This window comes from Paenibacillus hexagrammi (assembly GCF_021513275.1).
Classification (GTDB): Bacteria; Bacillota; Bacilli; order Paenibacillales; family NBRC-103111; genus Paenibacillus_E; species Paenibacillus_E hexagrammi.
This window is the reverse complement of the sequence record NZ_CP090978.1, coordinates 1,603,314-1,625,350: the sequence shown is the minus strand read 5'-3', so window position 1 is coordinate 1,625,350 and position 22,037 is coordinate 1,603,314. Positions and strand designations below refer to the sequence as shown.

The window sequence follows — 22,037 nt, the reverse complement described above, 5'->3', positions numbered from 1 at the left end:
AGCTAGGCTCCTTCGAGTGCTGCTTGAGTGCTACTCCTTCATTCTTTTCCTCGCATAAGCCGCCGCTCCGACCATGCCTGCCTTTGCTCCTAATTGAGCAGTCACTACTCGGCAGGCTTGTGAGGATAACTTTAGGCTATGCTGTTCTATCGTGGTACGTACAGAATAAAGCAGACGGTCACCGGCGGCAGACATACCTCCTCCAATCACAATCAGTTCTGGATTGAGTAAATTGATGGTGTTCGAAAGCCCAAATCCAAGCAATCGGCCTGTTTCATGCATGACCTCAACAGCCAATGGGTCCCCTAGGTCGTAGGCTTCTGAAATCATTTTTGCTGTGATACTTGTAAAGTCCTGACGCACCCATTCTTGGATGACACTTTCCCTGCCCAGCTCAAGCCGCTCAACAAAGGTTCTAACCATACCTACGGCGGAGACATACCTGCCCAGACACCCCGAGCTTCCACAACGGCAAGGTCTTCCTTCCCGGTACATATTCATGTGGCCGATTTCACCAGCGCTCGATGTTTGTCCATATAAGACAGAGCCATTCACCACAATGCCCGATCCGAGTCCCGTTCCGAGCGTAAGTAAAACCATATTGGAACACCCTGCCCCAGCGCCAAATAACCATTCCCCATACAAATTGACCCTTACATCGTTATCAATAAAGACTGGAAAGCGGAATGCTCGCTTCATTTCATCAACAACATGAATCTGTTCCCACCCAGGAAAATTGGGGGAAAATATCGAGATTCCTTCCTTAGGATCGAGCAGGCCCGGGATTCCCATACCCATACACGCTATCGAAGACTGATCGATATTCAGCTGTGATAACATGTCTTGAATAATGATCACCATCTTGGCGATCACATGAGATGGGCCCTTCGAGGCCTCCGTTGGATCACTTCTCTCTAACATCATTTGAAATTGTTCATCGAAGATGGCAGTTTTGATATTCGTGCCGCCTAAATCCAGGCCAATGGTATACAGTTGCATCTTTAACAGCTCCTTATGGAACCCTTTCCCTCCTTCCCGTTGATGGGAATTAGATCGAAAGAGTGTATTCCTGCAAGAATATACCATGCTTCCCATGACGACTCCGATACCTTATCACAACTCAAAATTATCCAATCACAACATCCTGCAGATCAAAAAAACCTGCTATAAGAGTAAATGCAAGTTTATTTTTGCCTATTCACAAGTAAGTAAAATATGGTAACCTTCTCTACGAGAGGAGTTGCCGAATGCTTCAATTCATCTGCCCCCCAATGCCCCATTATATCGTCTGCGGCGAAGATACGTATCCTGTCGGCGGTAAGCATCCGAACCGTTCGAACATCGGTGTCTTTGATTTGCTCTTAGTCACAAGGGGCTGCTTGTACCTGGAGGAGAACGGCGTCACCTACACGGTACCGGCGAATCACTATTTGATATTGCTACCCGATCAAACCCATAACACGCTGCAAGCCTGCCGGGATCAGTCCCACTTTTATTGGCTGCACTTTCAAACGCTCGGACTTTGGTATGAAACCGACAACCCGCAGCCAGTTGCACTGGAAGCCGAGAAGCTGCAGTATGAAAGAATCGCTTACTTTTCTTCCTATTTGACCCGTACAGGGCATCTTAAAGACCCAGAGATTGTGTACGCCCAGTTGAAACAGCTTCTTCTATTACAAGGTGAGCCGTCATCGTTATCGCAATGGAAGCAGCAGCAGCTGTTTCATGATTTGCTGCTTCATCTCCGTGAAGATGATGGACTACCCATGAACCAGCCTCATCTGCGGGTAGCCGAGCAATCCGCCGCTTTCCTGCGGACTCATTATAAAGAAGCGATTTCCTATAAAGAGCTTTCGGAGGAGCTTCATTTTCACAGCAATTACATCGCACTATGCATGAAAGAGGCTTTTGGCTGCACGCCGCTTGAATATGTAACGAAATACCGATTGGAACAGGCCAAGCTGCTGCTCATTCATACAGATGACCCGATCAGCAAAATAGCGGATGAAACAGGGTTCGGTTCCTTCCCCTATTTCATCCGCTGCTTTAACAAGCATGTAGGCTGTACGCCAAAAGCATTTCGCATGCAGTACAGGTCTAAGTAATGCCGAGTAGATTGCTGTTATTTCGCTTCCACCGCTCGAACTTGCCGGAAGATAATGTCGGAGTGATTCGATAAGAGTCCTATTTTTCCATGGGTATATGCCCTAGGGTCCACATCATCGATAACCGGTTCGGGTTGACCGTCCCAATATATCTTGAATGCATTGCCCTTAGCTTCAACCGTCAAATTGTACGTCCTGCCCACCTGAATCTGGAGCGGAACGGACTTTAGTATTTCTTCTACACCGTAGTTCACCTTGACTAAAGTCAAACCGTCTTGATTGACACGGGCATAATAGCCGGTAAAGGCATCCGGGACCTGATGAGGATAATAGGACTCATGAACGGTTCTAAACAATATTCCCGCATCGTTCTCAGGATCGGTTGGAAATTCAAGCTCCGACTCCACACGGTAATCCGTCCAATCTTCACTGCCCGTAAAGGTCTTGATGTACTCATGAGCCCGAGTCTGGTATCCGCCGCCCTCGGGAACCCACATGCCCACCATCGACTTCGGTACATTCTCAATCGGAGCAAACACTTCATCGGAAGCATAGAAATTCATGCTCCGGTATGTCAGCGAACCGTCGAGCAGTGTAACTTTCAAATGTGCAAAACCTTCATTCATGTGCATGCTGCCAAGCCTCAGATGTTCCCACTTACCGTTATCTGCAGTAGACTTCGTTATGGTGAACTGCTCTTTGCTTTCGCCTGCTTGAATCTCGATCCGTGTATCGATACCAGACCGCTGCACATCAAAATCGATGCCATAAGCGCCGTCCCGTTTCACTTGTACATCATACTGAAGCCAGTCCCCCGCTTTCGCAATGGATACAGCATAACTGCCGTCATCGGTTGTTATGCCTCTTCGTTCGGGTACGAGTCCGTCCTGATGACCAACACCGGATAGAGAATACCCCCGCTGATCATCCTTCAAATAATGAACTGCCTCCATAACCCCGGGGATCGGCTTGGCGGTCTCCGTGTCACTGCTCCCTCCTGCATCGTTGCTGTATGCCGTAAACTGCATGTGCAGGGAGTCTTCATCCGATGGACTGGATATATAGCCAATCCGACCTCCGGCGGCATTTCTTTTCACTTCGACCTTGTGCATATTGTCCCAAAAGACGTGCAAGGAGTCGCTTCTGTTTTCAATGCGGACGGTGTGCAATTTCGTGAAGTCCGTGTCAGCAGGCAGCTTAGCACTGCCCATTTCTGACCGTTGTCCATCTTCCACCCTAACGACCGACAACCTCTGATCCGTCGGATTTATGAGAGCTGCCCAATATTGCTTGCTGCCTTCATAGGAAAAGACAGTTCCAAAAAAGATTGAAGCCTCACTCTGCTTGGCAGTGTACACATTGTATTCTGCTGTGAAAACAGGCTCCGTTTCCTGCTCGGTGAGGATAAATTGACGGTCTCCACTCCTCTCTTTCTTCCATCCTTCCGTCTCCCCTGGATGAACCTCTCTTACAGAATAATCCGGCATTTTCGCTGCCGGCCGCTGCATCCCGAACGTAGGCCCTTGAAGCGACATTCGGTCTCCGTTAAACTGCAAACGATCGATATTCATCTTGCGCAGCGGCGGTCCGGATGTAGAAGCACCAAGCAAATTGTGATAAACCAAATAGTAAGAATCGAGATCTGGACCTATAACCGTAGAGCTGTGTCCTAATCCGTTAAACTCATCCTCTGTGCTGATGACGAACGGATTGTTCTCAGGAGTCCGGTACGGTCCATGCGGACCTTGATCCGACACCGAATACTGAATACGATACCCCGTACTAAACACATGATTGCCGGTATACGTGATCACGTATTTGCCGTTACGCTTCATTATCATCGAGCCTTCCGTCCAATGCTGCAGAAACACACCGGGTAAAAGAATGTTGTTCCCGAACGTATAAGGATCGCTCATTTCATTCGCGACAATCCCCTGGTCCGAGGCATGTGTGAAGTACCATTTCCCGTCATCGTCAATGAATACCGATCCATCTATGGACATGCCCAGATTACCGGTCTGCACTGTGAATGGACCCGTTGGACTTTCACTTCGAAGGACATAGTGCCCGCCCCCTCCCGGCGATGTGTACATATAGAAGTAGCCGTTCCAATACACGACTTCCGGCGCATATGCGGCTTGTGTGACAGGGTCCTCTGTAACAAGGCCTTCCGGCTTCCAATGGACCAGGTCCGGAGAGCTCCATGCCTTCACCCCGACTTGACGATCCTGCGTACTGCAATACAAGTAGTACATACCGTTGTAGCGCATAACGAAAGGATCGCCGATGCCGTAATCCTCCCACTCCTCCGATAGCTCCATCGGATTGCTGTAAAGCGTCCCGTTCTTAAGCTGCTCGATCTCCACACGTTTAGATTCCTTTTGACAGGATGAAAGCAGCAGGACCAGCAAGCTTAAACCTATAACCGCTAGTGTCCATCTTACTGAAATCGACCACATGTCCATGCTCCACTCCCCTCTTTGGTCGCAGAAAGAGGCTGAATCCTGGATTCAGCCTCGATTTTGTTGATAAAGTAGAGTCCATTACGAGCTTCCGCAAATTTTCTCCGTGCGCTGTGTCTCTCAGATAGCTCCTACTGTACTTCTCTTGCTGCCGCCAGCTGTTTTAGTTGCTCATTTTGCTGTACTCCACTAGCTTGTTCTTCCTTTAACACAGGCACCTTGCCTTCGTTAATCGCTTTAATAACCTCAAACGGGAGCTTAGGCTTACGGTCATATGTCAATAGCCCGTTAATTTCCTGTTCAACGTCCGTAAGCTGCGTATAGCAGAATCCCTGTACAACAGGCGATTGCAGCATAGGATGAATGACCGCCACCAATCGATTCAAGAAATCTTGTTCGTTGTCTGCCCCGGAATAACCCCAGCCTTCCCAATCGCTCTTCTTGAACGAGATGCCGCCAAATTCAGAGACGTGGATCGGCTGATTTTCATACGGATATCCCTCTAACGTAAGCCATCTGTTGGCAGGCATGGAACCTACCGCTTTCTCTACGGTACTGTACCGATCCTCCAGGATCTCGCGTCTCCATTCGTAATCATGAATCGTCAGGATGTCGGATTTGGTGTGTTCCCAGCCGTCATTGGAAATAACCGGACGCGACTGATCCAGTGATTTGGTCATATGATACAACGCGAGAGAGTGCTGACGCTGCTTCTCTTCTATGAGTATGTTTGGCACGCCCCAACTCTCATTAAGCGGGACCCAAGCCACGACAGAGGGATGATTATAATCGCGAGAGACGACTTCCATCCATTCCTTCGTGATTTTCCCGACATATTCAAATGAGTATTGGTAGGCATTTGCCATTTCTCCCCACACCAGCAAGCCTAAGCGGTCAGCCCAATACAAGTATCTGGGATCTTCGACCTTCTGGTGCTTGCGCGCTCCGTTAAAGCCCATGGCTTTGGTCATTTGAATATCCTGCACAAACGCTTCATCCGAAGGGGCCGTCAGCACACCATCTGGAAAATAACCTTGATCCAGCACCAGCTTCATGAAATACGGACGGTTATTAAGGCATAACTTCCCTCCGACGATGCTGATCTTCCGCATGCCGAAGTAGCTTTGAACCTGGTCCACTGCCTTCCCACTCTGAAGCAGGGTAAATTCAACATCATACAGGTTCGGATGCTCTGGAGACCACCATCTCCCCATACTGTGATCGTTGAAGTCGTGTACGGAAATCGTGCGCACCTCCTGAGGACCTTGAACCGAGAAACGATCCTCCGCAACCGGTTCTCCTTTAAAGGTGATTTTCACCTGAAGCTCAAGCTCCTTGTCCGGTCCCGTACCGGTCATATAATGCTCGATGCGTACAGAATTAGAGTCAATGTCCGGTGTCATACGGACTTTGGCAAGATGCGCTTCCGCCACGGCTTCTACCCATACCGTCTGCCAGATTCCTGTTGTCCGTGTATAGAAAATTTGTGCGGATTTTTCTTGCCAGTACTGCTTCCCGCGAGGAAGTGTGACATCTCTGGAGAAATCCTCCGCTCTCACGACAATTTCATTGTTTTCTTCTTTGAGCACATCGGTAATATCCGCTTGAAACGGTGTATGTCCGCCCTCATGGTCGACAACATGGCGGCCGTTCACCCACACGGAAGCGGCATAATCAACAGCTCCAAAATGGATAAATATTCGTTTGCCTGAAAACTCCGCAGGCGGTGTAAACATTTTGCGGTACCAGACCGTATCGTGAAAGCCGATATCACCGATAGCGCTAAGTTCGCTTTGGAAGCAGAACGGCACTTGGATCGTACGCGGAAGTGGATGCTGATCATACCAGCGCTCCTCAATGCCTACACGATTGTCATCGAAGGCGAACTCCCATTCACCGTTTAAATTGACCCAGTGATCTCTTCTAAATTGCGGTCTTGGGTACTCTGTTCTGTATGGTTTACTCATCATCTACCTGCTCCTCTTAGTGTTGTATGAATGGCTTATGTTGCTTGTGTTGCTTGTGTTGCTTGTGTTGCTTATGTTGCTTGTGTTGCTTGCATTGCTTGCATTGCTTGTGCTGCTTGTGTTGCTTGTGCTGCTTGCATGGTTTGAATGTCCGTCATCGCTTGTATGGTTGGCGACAGCTCTTGTTGCAGCCGGAAGCGGCATTGTGATCCGAATGAGAAAGCTGATGATAAGAAGAATACCAATGACGAGCCACAGGCACTTGCCGGTGCTGAGAATCAGATCATCTTGATTATGCTTAAGTGTGAAAATCATAATATTGCTGAGCAGTAGATATATGAGCACATTTTGCCCCAGCAGCTGTAGGAACTTGAAGTAAGGAAGCTGCCCTGCCAGAGCTTTGGCTAGCAAGAAGTACACATACACCAGCAAAGCCGAACTCAAAATCCAGAACAGTGAGGGCGGAAAGCGTTCGGGCAGTTCGTGCTTCATGCATACATAACCGATAAAAATCCCCGAAGATACGATGGCGCCCAGCAAAAATCTCCCGTTCCACCCGACCTTATACTTCGCCATATACATGCCTATCAAATAATATGGAAAATATTGCAGTGCCGGAAAAGAGGCGAATTTCTTCGACCCGATCAAGAGTCCCAGCTGATTCATGCTGACTGCTTCATACGGCAAATACGTTGTACCCAGAAGCGCAAGAATGACAATCCAGAATAACACTTTTCTCTCCAGCAGCAGGCGCAGTGGGTGGAAGAATGCCAGCCCCGCCAGCATGATCATAGAAAAAGAAACGAGAAATTCCGACCATCCCGGAATATCCTGAAGAACCAGGATCAGTTTTATCGTTGACCAGTCCAGCGGCTTTCGATCAAGAAACAAGCGATAATACGTGCCGGAAATATAAAAAGCAATCAACGTTTTAACCGCGGTAGACAGCATTCTTCCATACACGGCTTTCAGCGGTTTGTTGTAGTAGGCGATCTGTCCCACATATCCGAAGCTGAATACAAAGCCCGAGAAGGTCACGATATCCACAACATCAATGATGCGCTGTGCTTCCGGAAATAGTTGCGTATCGCTGTAGAACTGCAGGACATGGCAGTACACCATCCCGATCACAAGCAGTCCCTTAAAGATATCCATACTGTAATCTCTCTGTTTGCTCATTTCTTACCCCTTGATTCCCGAGAAGCTGAGACCCTTTACGATCTGACGTTCGAAGAGTAAGAAGGCCAGCATAACAGGGATAGAGGATACAGCATTAATGGCCATCGGTCTGACATAATCCTCCGAGTACTGCGACATCAGTGTCGGAATCCCCATCGGCAAGGTAAACAATTCCTCTGAAGTAATCGAGATAAACGGCCAGAGGAAGTTATTCCACTGCGCGATAAACGTAAGAATGACAATGGAAGCGAGCGCTGGCTTTGCAAGCGGCATGACGATGCTGTAATACACCTTCCACTTGCCGCCGCCATCCATTTCGGCGCTTTCCAGAAGCTCGTTCGGAACACCGTCAAAGAAGCTCTTGAGCACGATAACGGCAAAAGGCGACGCAGCAGCGGGTAGAATCAAGCCTTGATAGGAATCCAGCAAATGCAGCTCTTTCACGACTTGATATAAAGGAATCAGCATCGCTTCAGCTGGAATCAGCAGCCCTGCCAAGATGAACACATACATGAATCTTTGGTAACGGAATTTGATTTTGGATAATGCGAATGAACTCATAGAAGCGAGGATAACAGTCAAAGCCGTCACCACGACTGCCACAACCAAGCTGTTGAACATCCATCTCATCAGCGACGTTTCATTGAAAATATAGCCGTAGGTTTCAAAAGTGTACGGGGCTTATACCAATCCAGCACACCGGTAATTTTCATCCCTTCATCTTTGATGGATACAACGAGCATCCAGGAAATTGGCACTAGGAACAGCAGTGCAAGAATGACAGAGGCTGTTAAACGAACAATTCGCATGTTACGCAGCCCCCTTATTCGAATTCAATTTCATTTGAATCAGGGAAACGACCAAAAGAATAGCGAAAAGCGCATAGGACATCGTGGCCGCATAACCCATGTGATTGTTCTTGATACCTTCTTCATAAATGTATTGGATAATAGGCCGCGTATCCGTCCCTGGTCCTCCGCGGGTAATGATGTAGATTTGTAAAAACACTTTGTAGGAGGCAATAATTTGCAGCATCAGGATCGTTTTCGTGATGGGCCCAAGGAGCGGCAGCGTGATGCGGAAAAACATTTGATAGTCCGTCGCCCCGTCTAAGCGGCCCGCTTCATAGATGTCATCCGGGATTTCTTGCATGGCGGATAGATACAAAATCATATTGAGTCCAACGGTCCACCATAGCGTGATACCGGTAATCGCGATCCATGCCAGCGGCGCCTCGGTTAACCAAAATATTTCTTGGTCGGCTGATAGAATTCCGAGCAGTTTAAGCAAATTGTTCAAAAATCCCGTATACGGCTGAACGATAAACAGACCCACGTAGGAGACAACGGAAACGGATAGAACACTCGGTAAAAAGAACACGCTGCGGAACAATTTACGCAGTCTCGTTTTTTGATTCGCTATAACTGCCAGTAGCAAGGCGAACACCAGCATGGTTGGTGTAGACAGAATCACGAATAACGTGGAATTCCACAACCCGCGCCAAAAGCCGGCATCGTGAAGCATCGTCACATAGTTGCCGAGCCCGACGAAATCCATTTTCTTGATTAGCGTCCAGTCGTACAGGCTCATCTGAAGCCCTTTGATCATAGGGAATATCGTGAACAGGATATAAAGGATTAAGAACGGAAGCAGAAAAAGGAACGCTTTGATATCAAGTCCCCATTGCTTCAATTTGGTCCGGGAGCTTACTCTGACAACACGTTTCTCCAGTTCGATTTCATTAGTGGTCAAGCTGCATCACACCTCGCTTTCTTGGTGGAGAGCTCAGTAGTTTTCGGAGAAGCGTAGCGGGTGCCTATGACAGCACTCGGAGAAAAGCTACTGAAGCTCGTAATGAGGCTAGTTTTATCAATAAACTGAAGCTTGAAGCCGAGGACTTCAAGCTTGTTTCCTTACTATTTCGCTAACAATGTTTTCAACTCGCTGTCGATTTTCTTGAAGACCACATCGGTAGCCGTCTTATTAAGCCAAATTTCGTCCAGATATTTTTTGAGGATATCATTCTTAGGCCATGTTTTGTCCGACACTTTAGGGAATACAACATCGCTGGCTACGGCTTTATAATCACTGCGGTATTTGAGCGCTTTATATCCATCGGATTCGAAAACTTTGCTATCTGCTGGAATATGACCGGCTTTAGCCCAAATTTGGCCGCCCTGTTCAGTTGCATACATCGCAAATTTTAACGCTGCTTCGCGCTTTTTCGGATCCTCTTTTGCCGTTACAGGCAGAATAATCGTATGGGAATCGCCCCATGTCTTGGTGTTACCGAAAATATTCGGAATGGCCATCGCGCCGAAATCCAGGTCTTTCGTTGTTTCCCACGTACCTGTCGCCCATACGCCCGTCATCATGATTGCACCTTTGCCGCTTTGGAACGTTTTATAGAAATCCGGGTCCTGAGGTTTAATGACTTTGCTCGTATAGTACAGATCTTTTATGTAATTAGCAGCTTTCATGGCTTTATCCATATCGATAGCCGGGGATTTGCCGTCATCGGAAATGACGTCATTGCCGCCTTGCTGAGAGTAAAGCGCCCACCATAGACGATAAGGGTCGTCCGCGTTGTTGGAGAAGGCAAAAGGCGTCACGTCTTTAGGCAGTTTCTCCTTCAAGGTAGTGAGGAACTTCACGAATCCGTCAGCTCCCGGCTCCAGAATCGGCTTGCCGTTGCCATCTAGAAGTCCGGCGGTTTGAAGGTGCTTTTTGTTGTAATACATAATGAATGGATGCGTATCGATCGGCACTGCGTAATGCTTGCCATCAACCGTTGCGGAGCTCAAAATATTGCTGTTGTAGTCCTCCCACTTCAAACCAGCTGCTTTAGCCGTATCATCCAGTGGAGTAACAACACCTGCTTTGATCAATTCAGGAAGCTTGGAGGTATGAGAAATTCCGATGTCCGGGCCTTTGCCTCCAGATACGCCTGTCACTAATTTCGTGTAGTACTCGGCCCACTCCAATTTCACGTTTTTAATCAAGATCTCATCTTGCGATTTATTGAAATTACTAATGATTTGATCCATGTACTCTCCGTCGCCGCCAGCGAACAGGGTCCAATATGTCAGCTCAATCTTTTTACCGTCCGACTTACCTGAACCGGAATCAGCTGTAGCTGCCGCTTGCTCCTTGGCGGGTTCCGTTGAAGCGCCTCCCGAAGTACTTCCACCGCTTGAACACCCCGCTAACAGAGAAAGTACCATCGAAGCGCCCATCATGGTCGTAAACACTTTTTTCATTCTCAATTCAATCGCTCCCTTTTTCATCATATAAAAATAAAAATAAGAACAAGATACAAAAACATAATTTGTGTTTATCTACAATTATTATGTATCTTATGGCTTTATAATAGCGCTTACAAACACTTATGTCAATGTTTATTTTATAATATTTGTACTTAAAAGCTGAATTAAGCACATTATTACATAAAAATTGTTTGTAAATAAGGATTCAAACATTTCCCCTGTATCTTTGAAGAGAATCGTAGATAGTAGCATCCAAGCGATCAAGTGCTGATATATAGAATACGCTTTCATAGTAACAATTAGATATTTGAATTGGTATACAGCAAATCGGAGATTTTTTGTACGATCGAGTGAAATGTGCTTGGAATAATTTCACAAAGATTGGCGCACCCTATACAATCACGATGTCAAATTGGAGTGTGTAAGGTCATGTTACATATTTCCATTTATATATGGTCGTTGTTTGCGATGTGGAAATGGTCGAATTGGAGAAGATGGCGGCAGTATCACTCGACCCTATTGTTCATGCCGCTAGCGAATTTAGTTTATTCCTTGTTAGTAAATGACCCAGATTTTTATTTATGGAAATATACATACAGTCCCTTTCTAAGTCCGGAGCTCGCTTCGTTTTTTTATTCAGTCTTGGTTTTCCCGGCTACCGTTCTTCTGTTCCTGTCCAACTATCCTGCTCATGCCGGCGTGAAAGATGAACTTATCCACATTTTGAAATATATCGGTATCTACATCGTTTTTGAGTGGATCGGATTGGAAGTCGGGGCCATTGAGCATGCCCATGGTTGGAATTTACTGTGGTCAACGTGGTTCAACCTCCTGACCTTTAGCATACTAAGGATTCACCACACCAACCCTTCGGCAGCTTACTTTCTTTCCTCGCTCATTACCGGCTACCTGTTGTTTCACTTTCATGTACCGTTGTGGGATTCACAATAAGCAAACAAAAAGATGACCTGAAGGTCATCTTTTTGTTGATCAAGTAGGCTCCATTACGAGCTTCAGCAGCTATTCTCCTCCTACCGGACCGGGACACCGGCTAATTCATATCTATCTGGTGACTTGGGAGGCTGCTCTAACCACCGTTTCTCAACCATCTCTTTGATGATGTCATCTGCGAACTTTAATGTTTCAGCTGTTAATCGAACGTAATCGGCGGTAATATCGCGCCTGAAATTAGGAATAATTGTATTATTCGCTAGCTTCAGGTATACCATTCAGCATGATCAAGCAAAATATCAACTAACTTGAACAGCTCGAGTAATTAGCAATATTCCCTGTTCCATAGGAATCCTTATGACTTTTACATCATTTGAGCTTTGAACCAGTTCTAGAAACGGTTGAATTTCCTCTGCATGGGAACAGGCATTGTCCACTGCAATCAGTCCCCCTTGCCGGAGAACTCGCAGTATCATCGGCCACCAGGAAACATACTCGGTGCGGTCGGAGTCCATAAAAATAAGATCGAATTCCTCTTCGTGCTGTTGTAGATATAAGCCCGCATCCGTTACGATCAGCTCTATGACGGAATCAAGGCCAGACTTCTGAAAATTCATGTGAGCCAAATTCGCCTTGGCGGCATCAAACTCCAGCGTGGTTACACTACCTCCTGTTTCCTGCGCGGCCGCAGCCAGCCATAAGGTAGAATACCCATTGGAGGTACCGATTTCAAGCACCCGCTTCGCTTGTACCTGATGCACCATAAAAGTAAGGAATTCACCGGTTGCCGGCGTGATGTTCCTCATTCTCATGTTCTTTTCTTGATGCACCGCGTCATGGTCGATTCCGAATTGATAAAGCTCTTCCAGCAGAGCTGCCAAGTCTTCTTTCATCCCGATCCTCTCCCTCTTACAAAATGCTAGTTTCCATTCCAGTCTAAAATAGATAGGAATATTTTTCCACATTAAGAACAACAAAATGTCAACAGTGATCGGAGAACATCTACTGAAGCTCGTAATGGAACTCACTTTATCAACAAACTGAAGCCCTGTTCCGAAGAACAGGACTTCAGCCACTCCATTATTCTACATCCAAAATTTTACTTGCTACTGCAGCAAGATCCAAGAGATTGATAACTCCATCTCCATTGATGTCCATAGCTTTCATTTGCTGCCAGTTGCTGTCTGTAGAGTCTTTGCCGTAGTTGGCCGCTACAAGGGCAAGGTCGCCTACGCTGTACCTGTCATCTCCGTTCACATCGCCAGGCGTTTTGGTGTTCACGGAGGATACGAACGTTTGCAGTGCCGTATTCAAGGCCGTAACGGCTTGATCTACATCTTCTTGCGAAGCTGCTTCATCCGCCGCTACTGCAGCTGCCTGATCAATAGCCGCTTGCAAGAGCGCTTTGGATCCGATAGGATACTGACCGTTTCTTGTTCCTTCCACGGCTGCGTCATGCTTGCTCTGCACCTGCAAAATCAGTGCGGCAAGCGCTGTTTTGTCAGCAGATTTGATCAGTATCGTATGCGCTCCGCCTGCAATCTCCGATTCCGCACCACTACTGTCAGCAGCAATGATCTTGGATAAGGACACGGTAGCGGATCCAGATTCCGTAAGGCCTTTCACCTTAAAAGTAAGCTTCATTAGAGCTTCGTCCGCTGTAGCGCCGCCCGGATTTGCGGTGATGATTCGAACCTGACCCGGTGTCTGAATTTGATCCAGAACGAAGAATTGCTCATTCAAGGAAGACGCATTGACATACTCCAGCTTGTCGGCATCGTAGTTTACCGTGATATCCTGCGCGAAGTAGGTCGCATTGGTCACACTACTGAGTGCATAGGTCAAATCAAAGGTTTGACCCGGTGTTGTTTGTGATATGCCATCCAGAGCGGCAGTTGGAGCTTGCGATGCGCTTTGTTCGTGACGGATTTGAATATCATCCACGTAACCGCGGAAGTAACCTGTTTGACCAGTTGCATTGAATGAGAACAAGATTTTATCCACAATCTTGCCGGCTGCAACAGCTCCGATATTCGCTGACACCTCGTTCCATGCATCCAACTGAAGCTTTCCACCTTGGCCTTGACCTAAAGGAGTTAACGGGATACCGTTCTGATCGATTGCATTCAAATCATGCAGGTAGGAGCCATCTGTAAACAGCAGGTCAACGGCTGCATAGGCGCTGGTCTTCCTGATCGTCGATGTGCTTGAAGGAGCATTCGGTCCCTCAGGAAGGATCTGGTAGGACAACACCGTTGACGGCTTAATATCAAAAGCAGCATCAAATATTTGACTGTACGTATAATTCTCGGAGGCATAGAGCGCATTGCCCGAGTAGAGCAGCGCGTTCTCTTTATCCGTATCCGTAACGCCGACTTTGGATTCCATACCGCCGATGCCGCAGCAGAATTCACCTACATTTTTGCTTGCGATTCGTGCGTTGTTCCAGGTCATTGGCGTGTCAGTAGGCTCAAAGCCATTGACAAAATCCGTTCCCGCTTCATAAGGCGCTTCCACACTTGTCTTTGCTTTGACGATGACGGTGAAGGCTTTGTTCTGCGTTACTGCGCCTTTTTGCACGGTTGCCGTCAGGGTTACCACCTTGTCAGGCTGGCCGATCTCCGGACGCGACACGACTTTTCCGCTTTGATTCAGAATGGCTGTATCCGAACTCTCCCATGTAATAGATGTTCCTTCCATTCCAACCGTAGGTAAGGACAGCGCTACAGTAACATGCTGAGTGTCTCCCAGATCCAATGCATCTATGGCTTTCGCCACGGAATCCTGATCACTCAAGTCGGAGCCAAGCAGCTCCACTTCGGCAAGAGAGGTCGATGCGCCTCCACCGTTCGCAGTGATTTCCAGCCTGTAGCTGCTGTATTCTCCTGCCGTATGAATGGCAAATGCCCTCGTTTGCCCGCGCCAGCTGAAAGCTTCATTCGTTCTCTCATCCAGTACCGTCCAGTTCTGTCCGTCATTGGAGCCTTTCAGCGCCCAGCTTGCTGGATCCGTGTTGGCGTTCCCGGATGAAGAGGTCAGCGTATACATGTTGGCTTTTTCTTTGCTTTTTGTAAAATCATACTGGAGCCAAGGAGTCGCACTTGCCATAGCTCCGGATGTACCCGAATTGTTGTCGAACATATTGCCCAGAACCGCAGCAGTCGTTCCCGCGCTATCCGTTACTTTTCCGGCGTTTTGGGCGATCAGCTTATCGGTTTTGTCCCGATACGGTCTTGCTACATCCGATCCTTTCGTGATCGAAACCGGAGCGTCATCGCTACCGCTTCCCCATGAGGACGGATTAGGTCCCATATCAAAATCCAGCACAGCTCCATTCGCAAGATCGGCATGGTTGATGTAGGTTTTGGAATAGTCAGAGCCATTGATTTTCAGACTTTGCACGTATTTATTATCCATGCTGTTATTCGGAGCGTTAATGACAATCTTCTTGCCGTTCTCCAGGTTAATGGTCGCTTTCTTAAATAACGGCGATCCGACTGCATACTCCGGACTGCCCATTTGCAGCGGATAAAATCCTAATGCACTGAAAATATACCATGCGGACATTTCGCCGTTATCTTCGTCACCGGCATAGCCCTGACCGATTTCACTGCCGACATACAGTCTGCTCAGCGCTTCTCGCACCAAGGCCTGTGCTTTGGAAGGCTGGCCTGCATAATCGTACATGTAAATAATATGGTGAGAAGGCTGATTGCTGTGACCGTAATTGCCCATTCTCACGTCTCTGGCTTCTCTCATTTCATGAATCAGTCCGCCGTAAGTTCCCGGGTGCTGCGCTGTTTCCGGTGAGCTGAAGAATTCATCCAGCTTATTTGCCAGCTGCTCTTTGCCGCCGTATAAATTCGCTAGGCCCTGACCGTCATGCGGCACATGGAAGGCCATGTTCCAGGCATTGGTTTCTGTGTAATCGCCGGAGCCGCCGCCCCAGTTAAGAGGGTTAAAGGTATCTGGCGTGTTATGCCATCCGCCGTCTGCATCACGTCCATTGAAGAAGCCGATATTCGGGTTGAACATATGGACATAGTTTTGCGCGCGGTTGATGTAATACTCGTAATCGGCTGCGTAATTGTTGGTATAAGGGTCGGTGCTATCCTGTTTATCAGCCAACGCTTTGGCCAGATTGGCAATTCCAAAGTCGTTGATATAGCCATCCATCGCCCAGGACATCGCTTCGCCGGTATCGCTGTAGCTGGTGTATCCTTTGAATACAGAAGTATTCATCCCTTTACGGCCTACGTTGCCATTAGGCGGGTTCACTGAAGCATCCTTAAGGGCGGCTTGATAGAAGCTTTTCACATCAAAATTGGTAACACCTTTCAAGTAGGCATCCGCAAAAGCTACATCCGCGCTGGTGCCTACCATGATGTTGGCATAGCCCGGCGACGACCATCTGGAAATCCAGCCCCCATCCTTGTACTGCTGAACGAAGCCGTCAATCAGCTCTCCCGTCATCGTAGGCGTCAGCAAAGTGTATGCCGGCCAGGTCGTCCGGTACGTATCCCAGAACCCGTTGTTCACGTAAGACTTTCCGTCTACAACTTTCGCACAGGTTTGAGTAGCCGTACTGGTAGAGCAAGTTGTAAGCGGAGTCTGATCCGCATGCTTATACACAGGCGCCTCAAGCGTACCCGTATTCTCGGATGCGGAGTTCGGATACAAGAACAACCGGTACATATTGGAGTACAACGTTACCAGCTGATCCTCTGTCGCTCCTTCTACTTGAATGGTTCCCAACAGTTGATCCCACTTCATCTGCGCCCGTTCCTTCACGGTATCAAACGTATCAGCTGCGGAAATTTCCTGCTCGAGATTTTTCTTCGCCTGATCGACGCCGATCAGCGACGTAGCGATCTTCATGTTCACGACTTTATCCTGAGTCGTATCAAATTTGTAGTAACGGGACACGTTCGAGCCGCCGCCGTTCTTGGACGGATTGCCGCTGGCTGTTACCGGCTTGTCGAAGGTCGCATAAAAGAACATTCGCGTGGCGCCGTTGGAGTTTCCGCTCTTTTGATCCGAATAGCCTTGTATGGTGCCGTCGGCGTTCAGCGTAATGCCCCCGCTGTTGCTCTGATTGTCGAAGATCAGGTTGGATTCATTGCCTGTAAACGTAAAACGGAACATCGCCGCATGATCGGTAGGTGTAAATTCTGTTTTCATTCCATTCTCAAACGTAACGCCGTAATAATGGGCCTTGGCGATCTCGTTCGAATGACGGAATTCCAGCTGGCGGTCCGTACGATTGGCACTTGGAACTCCAACTGCATTGGAAGGCATCACCTGGAAGGTCTGCCGATCGCCCATCCATGGGCTGGGCTCGTGGTTCAAGGCAAAGGCTTGAATCACAGGCAGGTTGTTCGCCGTATTCCTCTCGTTGTAGGTATAGATCCAAGACCCGGAGCCCGCATCCGTCATCGGCGCCCAGAAATTGAAGCCATGCGGCACGGCCACGGCCGGTACGTTATTTCCTCTGGAGAAGGCGCCGTTAGACTGTGTCCCCCGCAAGATGTTCACGTAATCTGAAAGTCTGTCATGCATCCCAGAAGCAGGGCTTCCATCGATTCGAATATCATCTACAGTTGCTTTGAACGCCGCTCCTGCTTCCGCAAACGGATTATCGTAGGCGAGCAGGATGCGTTTGATCGTTTTACCCGCTGCTACTTCACCGATTCGGGATTTGATATAATTCCATTGATTGTTGTACAAAGACTTGGACTCGCCTTGGGAAGCAGGGTCCAGCTTGAAGCCATGCTGATCCTTAGCTCCCAGATCGTGGAGGTACGTACCATCCGAGAATGCCAAGTCGACCGCGGAATACGTGCTCGTATAATCGGTTTCCGTTGTACTTGTGAACTGCGGGGCTATGTAATAAGACAGCTCCGTATCGGGAGTAACGTTAACATCGACATCATAGATTTTGTTATAAGAATAGGTTCTGCCGCTGGTCAAATTCCTCCCTGCAAGAGTCATTGCCTTAAGACCGCTCCAGCCAACCCCGTTTTTGGCAGCATATAAGCCAGTAGGGCCACTTGATACATCCGACTTCATATCCGCAGGCGGAGGAGGAGGCAGCTCAATGCCGTCGGACAACTGAACTTCAGCCAGCTGAATGATATTCTCTCCGTTGTTTAAAGTAATATCGAGCTTGTAATACAAATAAGCTGTCGTGTTCGCAAAATCATACACATTCGTGGCAAACCTGCCGCTGAAGGATTGGTTCGTTCTCGTATCCAGCACGGTCCAATCCGTACCGTTATTCGAGCCCTGCAGGGTCCAGTTCTTAGGATCACGGCCTGCCGCATCATTCGCCGAGGTTAGCGCATACTTGACAATGGTTCTAGGCTGATCGAACTTAAACTGCGCCCAGCTCGTTTTATTAAAATCCAGCCACTTGGAGTTCGTATTCGCATCTGTCAAGTTGATGGCAATCTCATTGGGCGTATTTTCCCCGCGTGCCGTTACTTGAACAACCTTATCGGACACATTGCCTGGAATTCCCTGAAAGGGGATATTCCCGTCGACTCCGGACGTCATCTTTGCGCCTGAGCTATCTGTTTCCGTTGTGTTGACCCATGTTGGCGGCGTATCCCCAGCCTCGAAAGAGGTAAAAAAAGCTTGTCGCCGCCGGAGCCGTATCGGCATAAGCGATTTGAGTCAGTGGCGCAGACAGCACGCCGGCGAGTAAAGCGGAGCAGGATACCATGGACATTGATTTTACAGCCCATCTGTGTTTCACTCGTGCATTCCTCCTAGTTTCCTCATTTAACCTTTGATTGAACCCGCCAACAGACCTCGGATGAAAAAACGGCTGAGCGAGATATAAATAAGCAGTGTCGGAAATGCAGCCATCAGCGCGCCGGCCATCTGCACGTTCCACTGTACGATTTGGCTGCCGGACAAATTTTGCAAGGCCACCATAATCGGCTGCTGCTTCTGGGTCGTAAGCGTCACAGCAAACAAAAATTCGTTCCACACGCTGGTGAACTGCCAAATCGCAACCACGACAAACCCGGTTACGGATAAAGGCAGAATGACATGGCGGTAAATGCCGAAGAAGCCGTTCCCGTCAATCTTAGCCGCCTCGAGCACTTCCGCAGGCACGCCGACATAGAAGTTGCGGAACATCAGCGTGCAAATCGGGAGTCCGTAGGCTACGTGCACCAGAATCAGTCCCGGAATGGAATTATACAGATGAATGGATTGCAAAAATTGAATCAGCGGAATCAGGATGCTTTGGTACGGGATAAACATCCCGAACAGCATGCAGGTGAACAAGACATGGGAGCCTCGGAACTGCCATTTGGACAAAATGTATCCGTTCATCGAGCCGAGCAGCGCTGATAACAGCGTAGCGGGCACAGCCAGCAAAAAGCTGTTCGTTAAGTTCGGAATCAGCTTATGGAACGCTTCCTTGTACCCATAAAAGCTGAGATGGCTGGGAAGCTCCCACATTCGATCGATCGTTACTTCGCTTAAGTCTTTCACGCTGGTCACGATCAGCACGTAGACCGGGATCAGATAGACGATGGCCAGTACGACCAGGAGCACGTAGAGCAGAGAGCGGTTGAAGCGCTGTAAGGTCATGTCACATCTTCTCCTTTCGCATGCTGGAGACCAGATAAGGCACGATGAATAAGGATACCATGATCAACATGATGATGGAGATGCTCGCTCCCTGCGCATAGTTATTGCCTCGGAAGGTCGTTTCGAACATGTACACACCGGGGACGTCGGTTACGAACATCGCACCCGGTCCGGTCATGGCATAGATCAGATCGAAGATTTTCAGCGAGATGTGCGCCAAAATAATGATCAAACTCATGGAAATCGGCCGCAGCTGCGGGATGATGACCTTGCGGATCAGCTGCCACTCCGTCGCGCCGTCGACTCTTGCAGCTTCCCGCAGGTCGTCCGAGATGCTGCGAAGTCCGGCCAAATACATCGCCATCGCGAAGCCTGACATTTGCCACACGGCTGCAATGGCAACGGCGATGATGGCCAGCGGTAATCAAACTGCGTTTGTCCCCATGGGATGCTGGGCACAATGTCCGTGCTCACATACCACTGTGGCGTGTTCTCGATCCCCATCGATTTCATAATCAGGTTGACTCCGGTAGTCGGGTTAAGAATCCACTGCCACACAACCCCCGTTACGATGAACGATAAAGCCATCGGGAAAATAAACACATTGCGGAATAGCGTCTCGCCCTTCACTTTACGGTCTACCATCAGCGCTAGGAACATGCCGATCAGCATCGTGATGAGGATAAACAGAATCGTAAACATCAAGGTGTTGCGGATATCCGATTGAAATCGAAAATCCTGAAACAGCAGCACATAATTGCTAAGTCCTACGAAGCTGAGGTTCTTGACCATCGTCTTCCAGGCGGTAAGCGAGACAAATCCGGTCCAGGCAATGAAACCGTAAACAAAAATGCCGATTAATAAGACGGACGGCAGCAGCATCAGGATGGGAATCCATCGTTCCGCTTTCCAAGCGCTGCGTTTGACGGGAACTGCCGCTTGGACCTGATGCTGCAGCTCGCCGGAGGTACGGGACGCATTCATACTCTCACACTCCTGACAAACAGGGCCAGATGACGAGCCCGCCAGCTGACCCCTCTCTCTTATTTTTTAATGCCGTTCGCATCTGCAGCTTGTTTCAGCGATTTCAAAGCCTGATCCACATTGCCCTGTGTAACAAAAATGTTGATAATTTGGTTCGTTTGCGTTGCAAAGCCCTCAATTGCTGCGGAGCCGTGCGCCAAGCTTGGCGTCAGCTTGCTCTTTTTAAAGTCTTCAATCGTTGCCTTGCCATATACGTCATATTTGGACGGATCTGCATCAATGCGCGCAGGAATCGAGCCCTTAAGCGGGTTGAACACGTCCTGGCCTTCCACTGAGCCCAGCACCTTGAGCCATTCTTTTGCACTTGCTTGATCCTTGGAATCCTTAGGCAGGGCGAAAGTATCGGTGATAACCATGAAGTCTCCGTTCGTATTCGGCGTCGTCACCCAGCCGAAATCTTCATTCGGCTTGAGCTTCAGATCGGTCGTGAAGTAGCCTTTCGCCCAATCTCCCATTACGTTCATCGCCGCTTCCCCTTTGGCAACCAGCTGTGCGGCATCCTGCCAGTTACGGGCAGCGTGATCTTTATTGACGTAGGTCAGCATTTTCTTGAAAATCTCCAGCGATTCCTTCACTTTCGCATCGTCAAACGGAAGCTCACCCGTCCACAGCTTGTTATAATCATCTGGTCCAAGCTTGCCTAGCAGCACATCTTCAAACAACATCGTCGCCGCCCACGGCTCCTTATCACCGAGCGCCAGAGGCGTAACGCCTTTCGCCTTGAGGGCATCGGCCGCCGCGAAGAATTCATCAAAAGTCGTCGGGGCTTTCACATTGTTGCTGTCAAACAGCTTCTTGTTGTAGAAAATCACGTTCCCCCGGTGAATATTGACCGGAACGGAATATATATTGCCGTCCTTGCTGACCATATCGATCAGGTCCTTCGGAAACTTATCCTTCCAGCCTTCTTGATCATACAAGTCGTTAAGCGGGCTGACTTTGCCTGCCGCTACCCAGCCTGTATTCAGCTCCGCGCCACCATGCACCTGGAATGCGGAAGGCGGGTCGCCGCCCTGCATGCGGCTGGCCAGTACGGCTTTGGCGTTCGTTCCTGCTCCCCCTGCCACAGCTGCGTTAATGACTTCGATGTCCGGATGCTTCTCCTTGAACAGCTTGATCAAGCCCTGCAAGCCAGCCTCTTCGCCGGCTCCCGTCCACCAGCTGAAGATTTCTACCTTGCCGCTGCCCGCAGCGGGCTTCGCTGTCTCAGCTGGAGCTTGTGTGCTCTGCGCAGGCGCAGGTGTGCCGGGCGCTTGTGTTTCACTGGCGGGCGGAGCTGACGTGGAGCTTCCGCATGCGGATAAAACCAAACTCGTGAGGGTGACAATTGAGACCAATACTGTAAGTTGACGTTTCACATTACTACCCCTTTCGCTCTATCGAACTTGTAACCGCTTTACAATTCGATTGTAGCTGAAAGGACCGGGGCAATTTAACGAGGTAAACCTATCTTTTCTT

General features: G+C 48.7%; 16 protein-coding genes and 1 pseudogene. 2 read left to right on the top strand and 15 right to left on the bottom strand.

All coding sequences use genetic code 11. From position 1 onward, the window contains the following. Positions 1-30: 30 nt before the first annotated feature. Complete coding sequence (locus tag L0M14_RS06955) at positions 31-999, bottom strand: ROK family protein (protein WP_235121456.1); 969 nt, start codon at positions 997-999, stop codon at positions 31-33. A 248-nt stretch (positions 1,000-1,247) separates the two neighbouring features. Between L0M14_RS06955 and L0M14_RS06950 the strand changes: the two genes are divergently transcribed. Next, positions 1,248-2,105 carry a helix-turn-helix transcriptional regulator gene (locus tag L0M14_RS06950; protein WP_235121455.1) on the top strand — a complete coding sequence of 286 codons (858 nt, stop codon included), beginning with the start codon at positions 1,248-1,250 and terminating at the stop codon, positions 2,103-2,105. 17 nt (positions 2,106-2,122) lie between these two features. Here the strand turns inward: L0M14_RS06950 and L0M14_RS06945 are convergent, their stop codons facing one another. From L0M14_RS06945 to L0M14_RS06915, 7 genes are all read right to left on the bottom strand, one after another. Continuing rightward, complete coding sequence (locus L0M14_RS06945) at positions 2,123-4,570, bottom strand: family 43 glycosylhydrolase (protein WP_235121454.1); 2,448 nt, start codon at positions 4,568-4,570, stop codon at positions 2,123-2,125. A gap of 128 nt (positions 4,571-4,698) precedes the next feature. Further along, on the bottom strand, positions 4,699-6,537 hold the full coding sequence (locus L0M14_RS06940; protein ID WP_405030823.1) for a glycoside hydrolase family 2 protein: 1,839 nt from the start codon (positions 6,535-6,537) through the stop codon (positions 4,699-4,701). Further along, the gene (locus tag L0M14_RS06935; protein WP_235121453.1) at positions 6,538-7,713 is read right to left on the bottom strand and encodes an acyltransferase family protein; all 1,176 of its coding nucleotides are present in this window, start codon (positions 7,711-7,713) and stop codon (positions 6,538-6,540) included. It lies immediately after the preceding gene. A gap of 3 nt (positions 7,714-7,716) precedes the next feature. Then, positions 7,717-8,343 carry a carbohydrate ABC transporter permease gene (locus tag L0M14_RS06930; RefSeq protein ID WP_235121452.1) on the bottom strand — a complete coding sequence of 209 codons (627 nt, stop codon included), beginning with the start codon at positions 8,341-8,343 and terminating at the stop codon, positions 7,717-7,719. Continuing rightward, a complete protein-coding gene (locus L0M14_RS06925) occupies positions 8,343-8,522 on the bottom strand; it encodes a hypothetical protein (protein WP_235121451.1) in 180 nt (59 codons plus the stop codon). Before L0M14_RS06925 ends, L0M14_RS06930 begins: the two co-directional genes overlap by 1 nt. Position 8,523: 1 nt before the next feature. Then, positions 8,524-9,465 (bottom strand): carbohydrate ABC transporter permease, encoded by a 942-nt coding sequence (locus L0M14_RS06920; protein WP_311198845.1) that lies wholly within the window; start codon positions 9,463-9,465, stop codon positions 8,524-8,526. Positions 9,466-9,629: 164 nt separating this feature from the next. Then, complete coding sequence (locus tag L0M14_RS06915; protein ID WP_235122837.1) at positions 9,630-10,973, bottom strand: type 2 periplasmic-binding domain-containing protein; 1,344 nt, start codon at positions 10,971-10,973, stop codon at positions 9,630-9,632. Positions 10,974-11,408: 435 nt separating this feature from the next. On the opposite strand from L0M14_RS06915, the gene L0M14_RS06910 reads away from it, so the two are divergent. After that, positions 11,409-11,930: a CBO0543 family protein gene (locus L0M14_RS06910; RefSeq protein WP_235121450.1), complete on the top strand. Its 522-nt coding sequence runs from the start codon at positions 11,409-11,411 to the stop codon at positions 11,928-11,930. Positions 11,931-12,010: 80 nt separating this feature from the next. Here L0M14_RS06910 and L0M14_RS31825 read toward each other — a convergent pair whose 3' ends face one another. From L0M14_RS31825 to L0M14_RS06880, 7 genes and pseudogenes are all read right to left on the bottom strand, one after another. Further along, a complete protein-coding gene (locus L0M14_RS31825; RefSeq protein ID WP_350340491.1) occupies positions 12,011-12,208 on the bottom strand; it encodes a DUF3231 family protein in 198 nt (65 codons plus the stop codon). 21 nt (positions 12,209-12,229) lie between these two features. Then, positions 12,230-12,823, bottom strand: coding sequence for an O-methyltransferase (locus L0M14_RS06905; protein ID WP_235121449.1), 594 nt, complete (start codon positions 12,821-12,823; stop codon positions 12,230-12,232). Between the two features lie 187 nt (positions 12,824-13,010). Beyond that, on the bottom strand, positions 13,011-18,485 hold the full coding sequence (locus L0M14_RS06900; RefSeq protein WP_235121448.1) for a GH92 family glycosyl hydrolase: 5,475 nt from the start codon (positions 18,483-18,485) through the stop codon (positions 13,011-13,013). Between the two features lie 13 nt (positions 18,486-18,498). Continuing rightward, positions 18,499-18,687 (bottom strand): hypothetical protein, encoded by a 189-nt coding sequence (locus L0M14_RS06895; RefSeq protein WP_235121447.1) that lies wholly within the window; start codon positions 18,685-18,687, stop codon positions 18,499-18,501. A gap of 26 nt (positions 18,688-18,713) precedes the next feature. After that, positions 18,714-19,535 (bottom strand): carbohydrate ABC transporter permease, encoded by an 822-nt coding sequence (locus tag L0M14_RS06890; protein ID WP_235121446.1) that lies wholly within the window; start codon positions 19,533-19,535, stop codon positions 18,714-18,716. A gap of 1 nt (position 19,536) precedes the next feature. Further along, a pseudogene (locus L0M14_RS06885) lies at positions 19,537-20,519 on the bottom strand (carbohydrate ABC transporter permease). Between the two features lie 59 nt (positions 20,520-20,578). Further along, complete coding sequence (locus L0M14_RS06880; protein ID WP_235121445.1) at positions 20,579-21,937, bottom strand: ABC transporter substrate-binding protein; 1,359 nt, start codon at positions 21,935-21,937, stop codon at positions 20,579-20,581. Between the last annotated feature and the right edge of the window lie 100 nt (positions 21,938-22,037).

Bases quoted from the DNA above. Each gene is read 5' to 3' on its own strand.
- L0M14_RS06955 (WP_235121456.1), bottom strand. From the start codon at position 999: ATGCAACTGTATACCATTGGCCTGGATTTAGGCGGCACGAATATCAAA.
- L0M14_RS06950 (WP_235121455.1), top strand. From the start codon at position 1,248: ATGCTTCAATTCATCTGCCCCCCAATGCCCCATTATATCGTCTGCGGC.
- L0M14_RS06945 (WP_235121454.1), bottom strand. From the start codon at position 4,570: ATGGACATGTGGTCGATTTCAGTAAGATGGACACTAGCGGTTATAGGT.
- L0M14_RS06940 (WP_405030823.1), bottom strand. From the start codon at position 6,537: ATGATGAGTAAACCATACAGAACAGAGTACCCAAGACCGCAATTTAGA.
- L0M14_RS06935 (WP_235121453.1), bottom strand. From the start codon at position 7,713: ATGAGCAAACAGAGAGATTACAGTATGGATATCTTTAAGGGACTGCTT.
- L0M14_RS06930 (WP_235121452.1), bottom strand. From the start codon at position 8,343: ATGAGATGGATGTTCAACAGCTTGGTTGTGGCAGTCGTGGTGACGGCT.
- L0M14_RS06925 (WP_235121451.1), bottom strand. From the start codon at position 8,522: ATGCGAATTGTTCGTTTAACAGCCTCTGTCATTCTTGCACTGCTGTTC.
- L0M14_RS06915 (WP_235122837.1), bottom strand. From the start codon at position 10,973: ATGAAAAAAGTGTTTACGACCATGATGGGCGCTTCGATGGTACTTTCT.
- L0M14_RS06910 (WP_235121450.1), top strand. From the start codon at position 11,409: ATGTTACATATTTCCATTTATATATGGTCGTTGTTTGCGATGTGGAAA.
- L0M14_RS31825 (WP_350340491.1), bottom strand. From the start codon at position 12,208: ATGGTATACCTGAAGCTAGCGAATAATACAATTATTCCTAATTTCAGG.
- L0M14_RS06905 (WP_235121449.1), bottom strand. From the start codon at position 12,823: ATGAAAGAAGACTTGGCAGCTCTGCTGGAAGAGCTTTATCAATTCGGA.
- L0M14_RS06900 (WP_235121448.1), bottom strand. From the start codon at position 18,485: ATGACGTCCGGAGTCGACGGGAATATCCCCTTTCAGGGAATTCCAGGC.
- L0M14_RS06890 (WP_235121446.1), bottom strand. From the start codon at position 19,535: ATGACCTTACAGCGCTTCAACCGCTCTCTGCTCTACGTGCTCCTGGTC.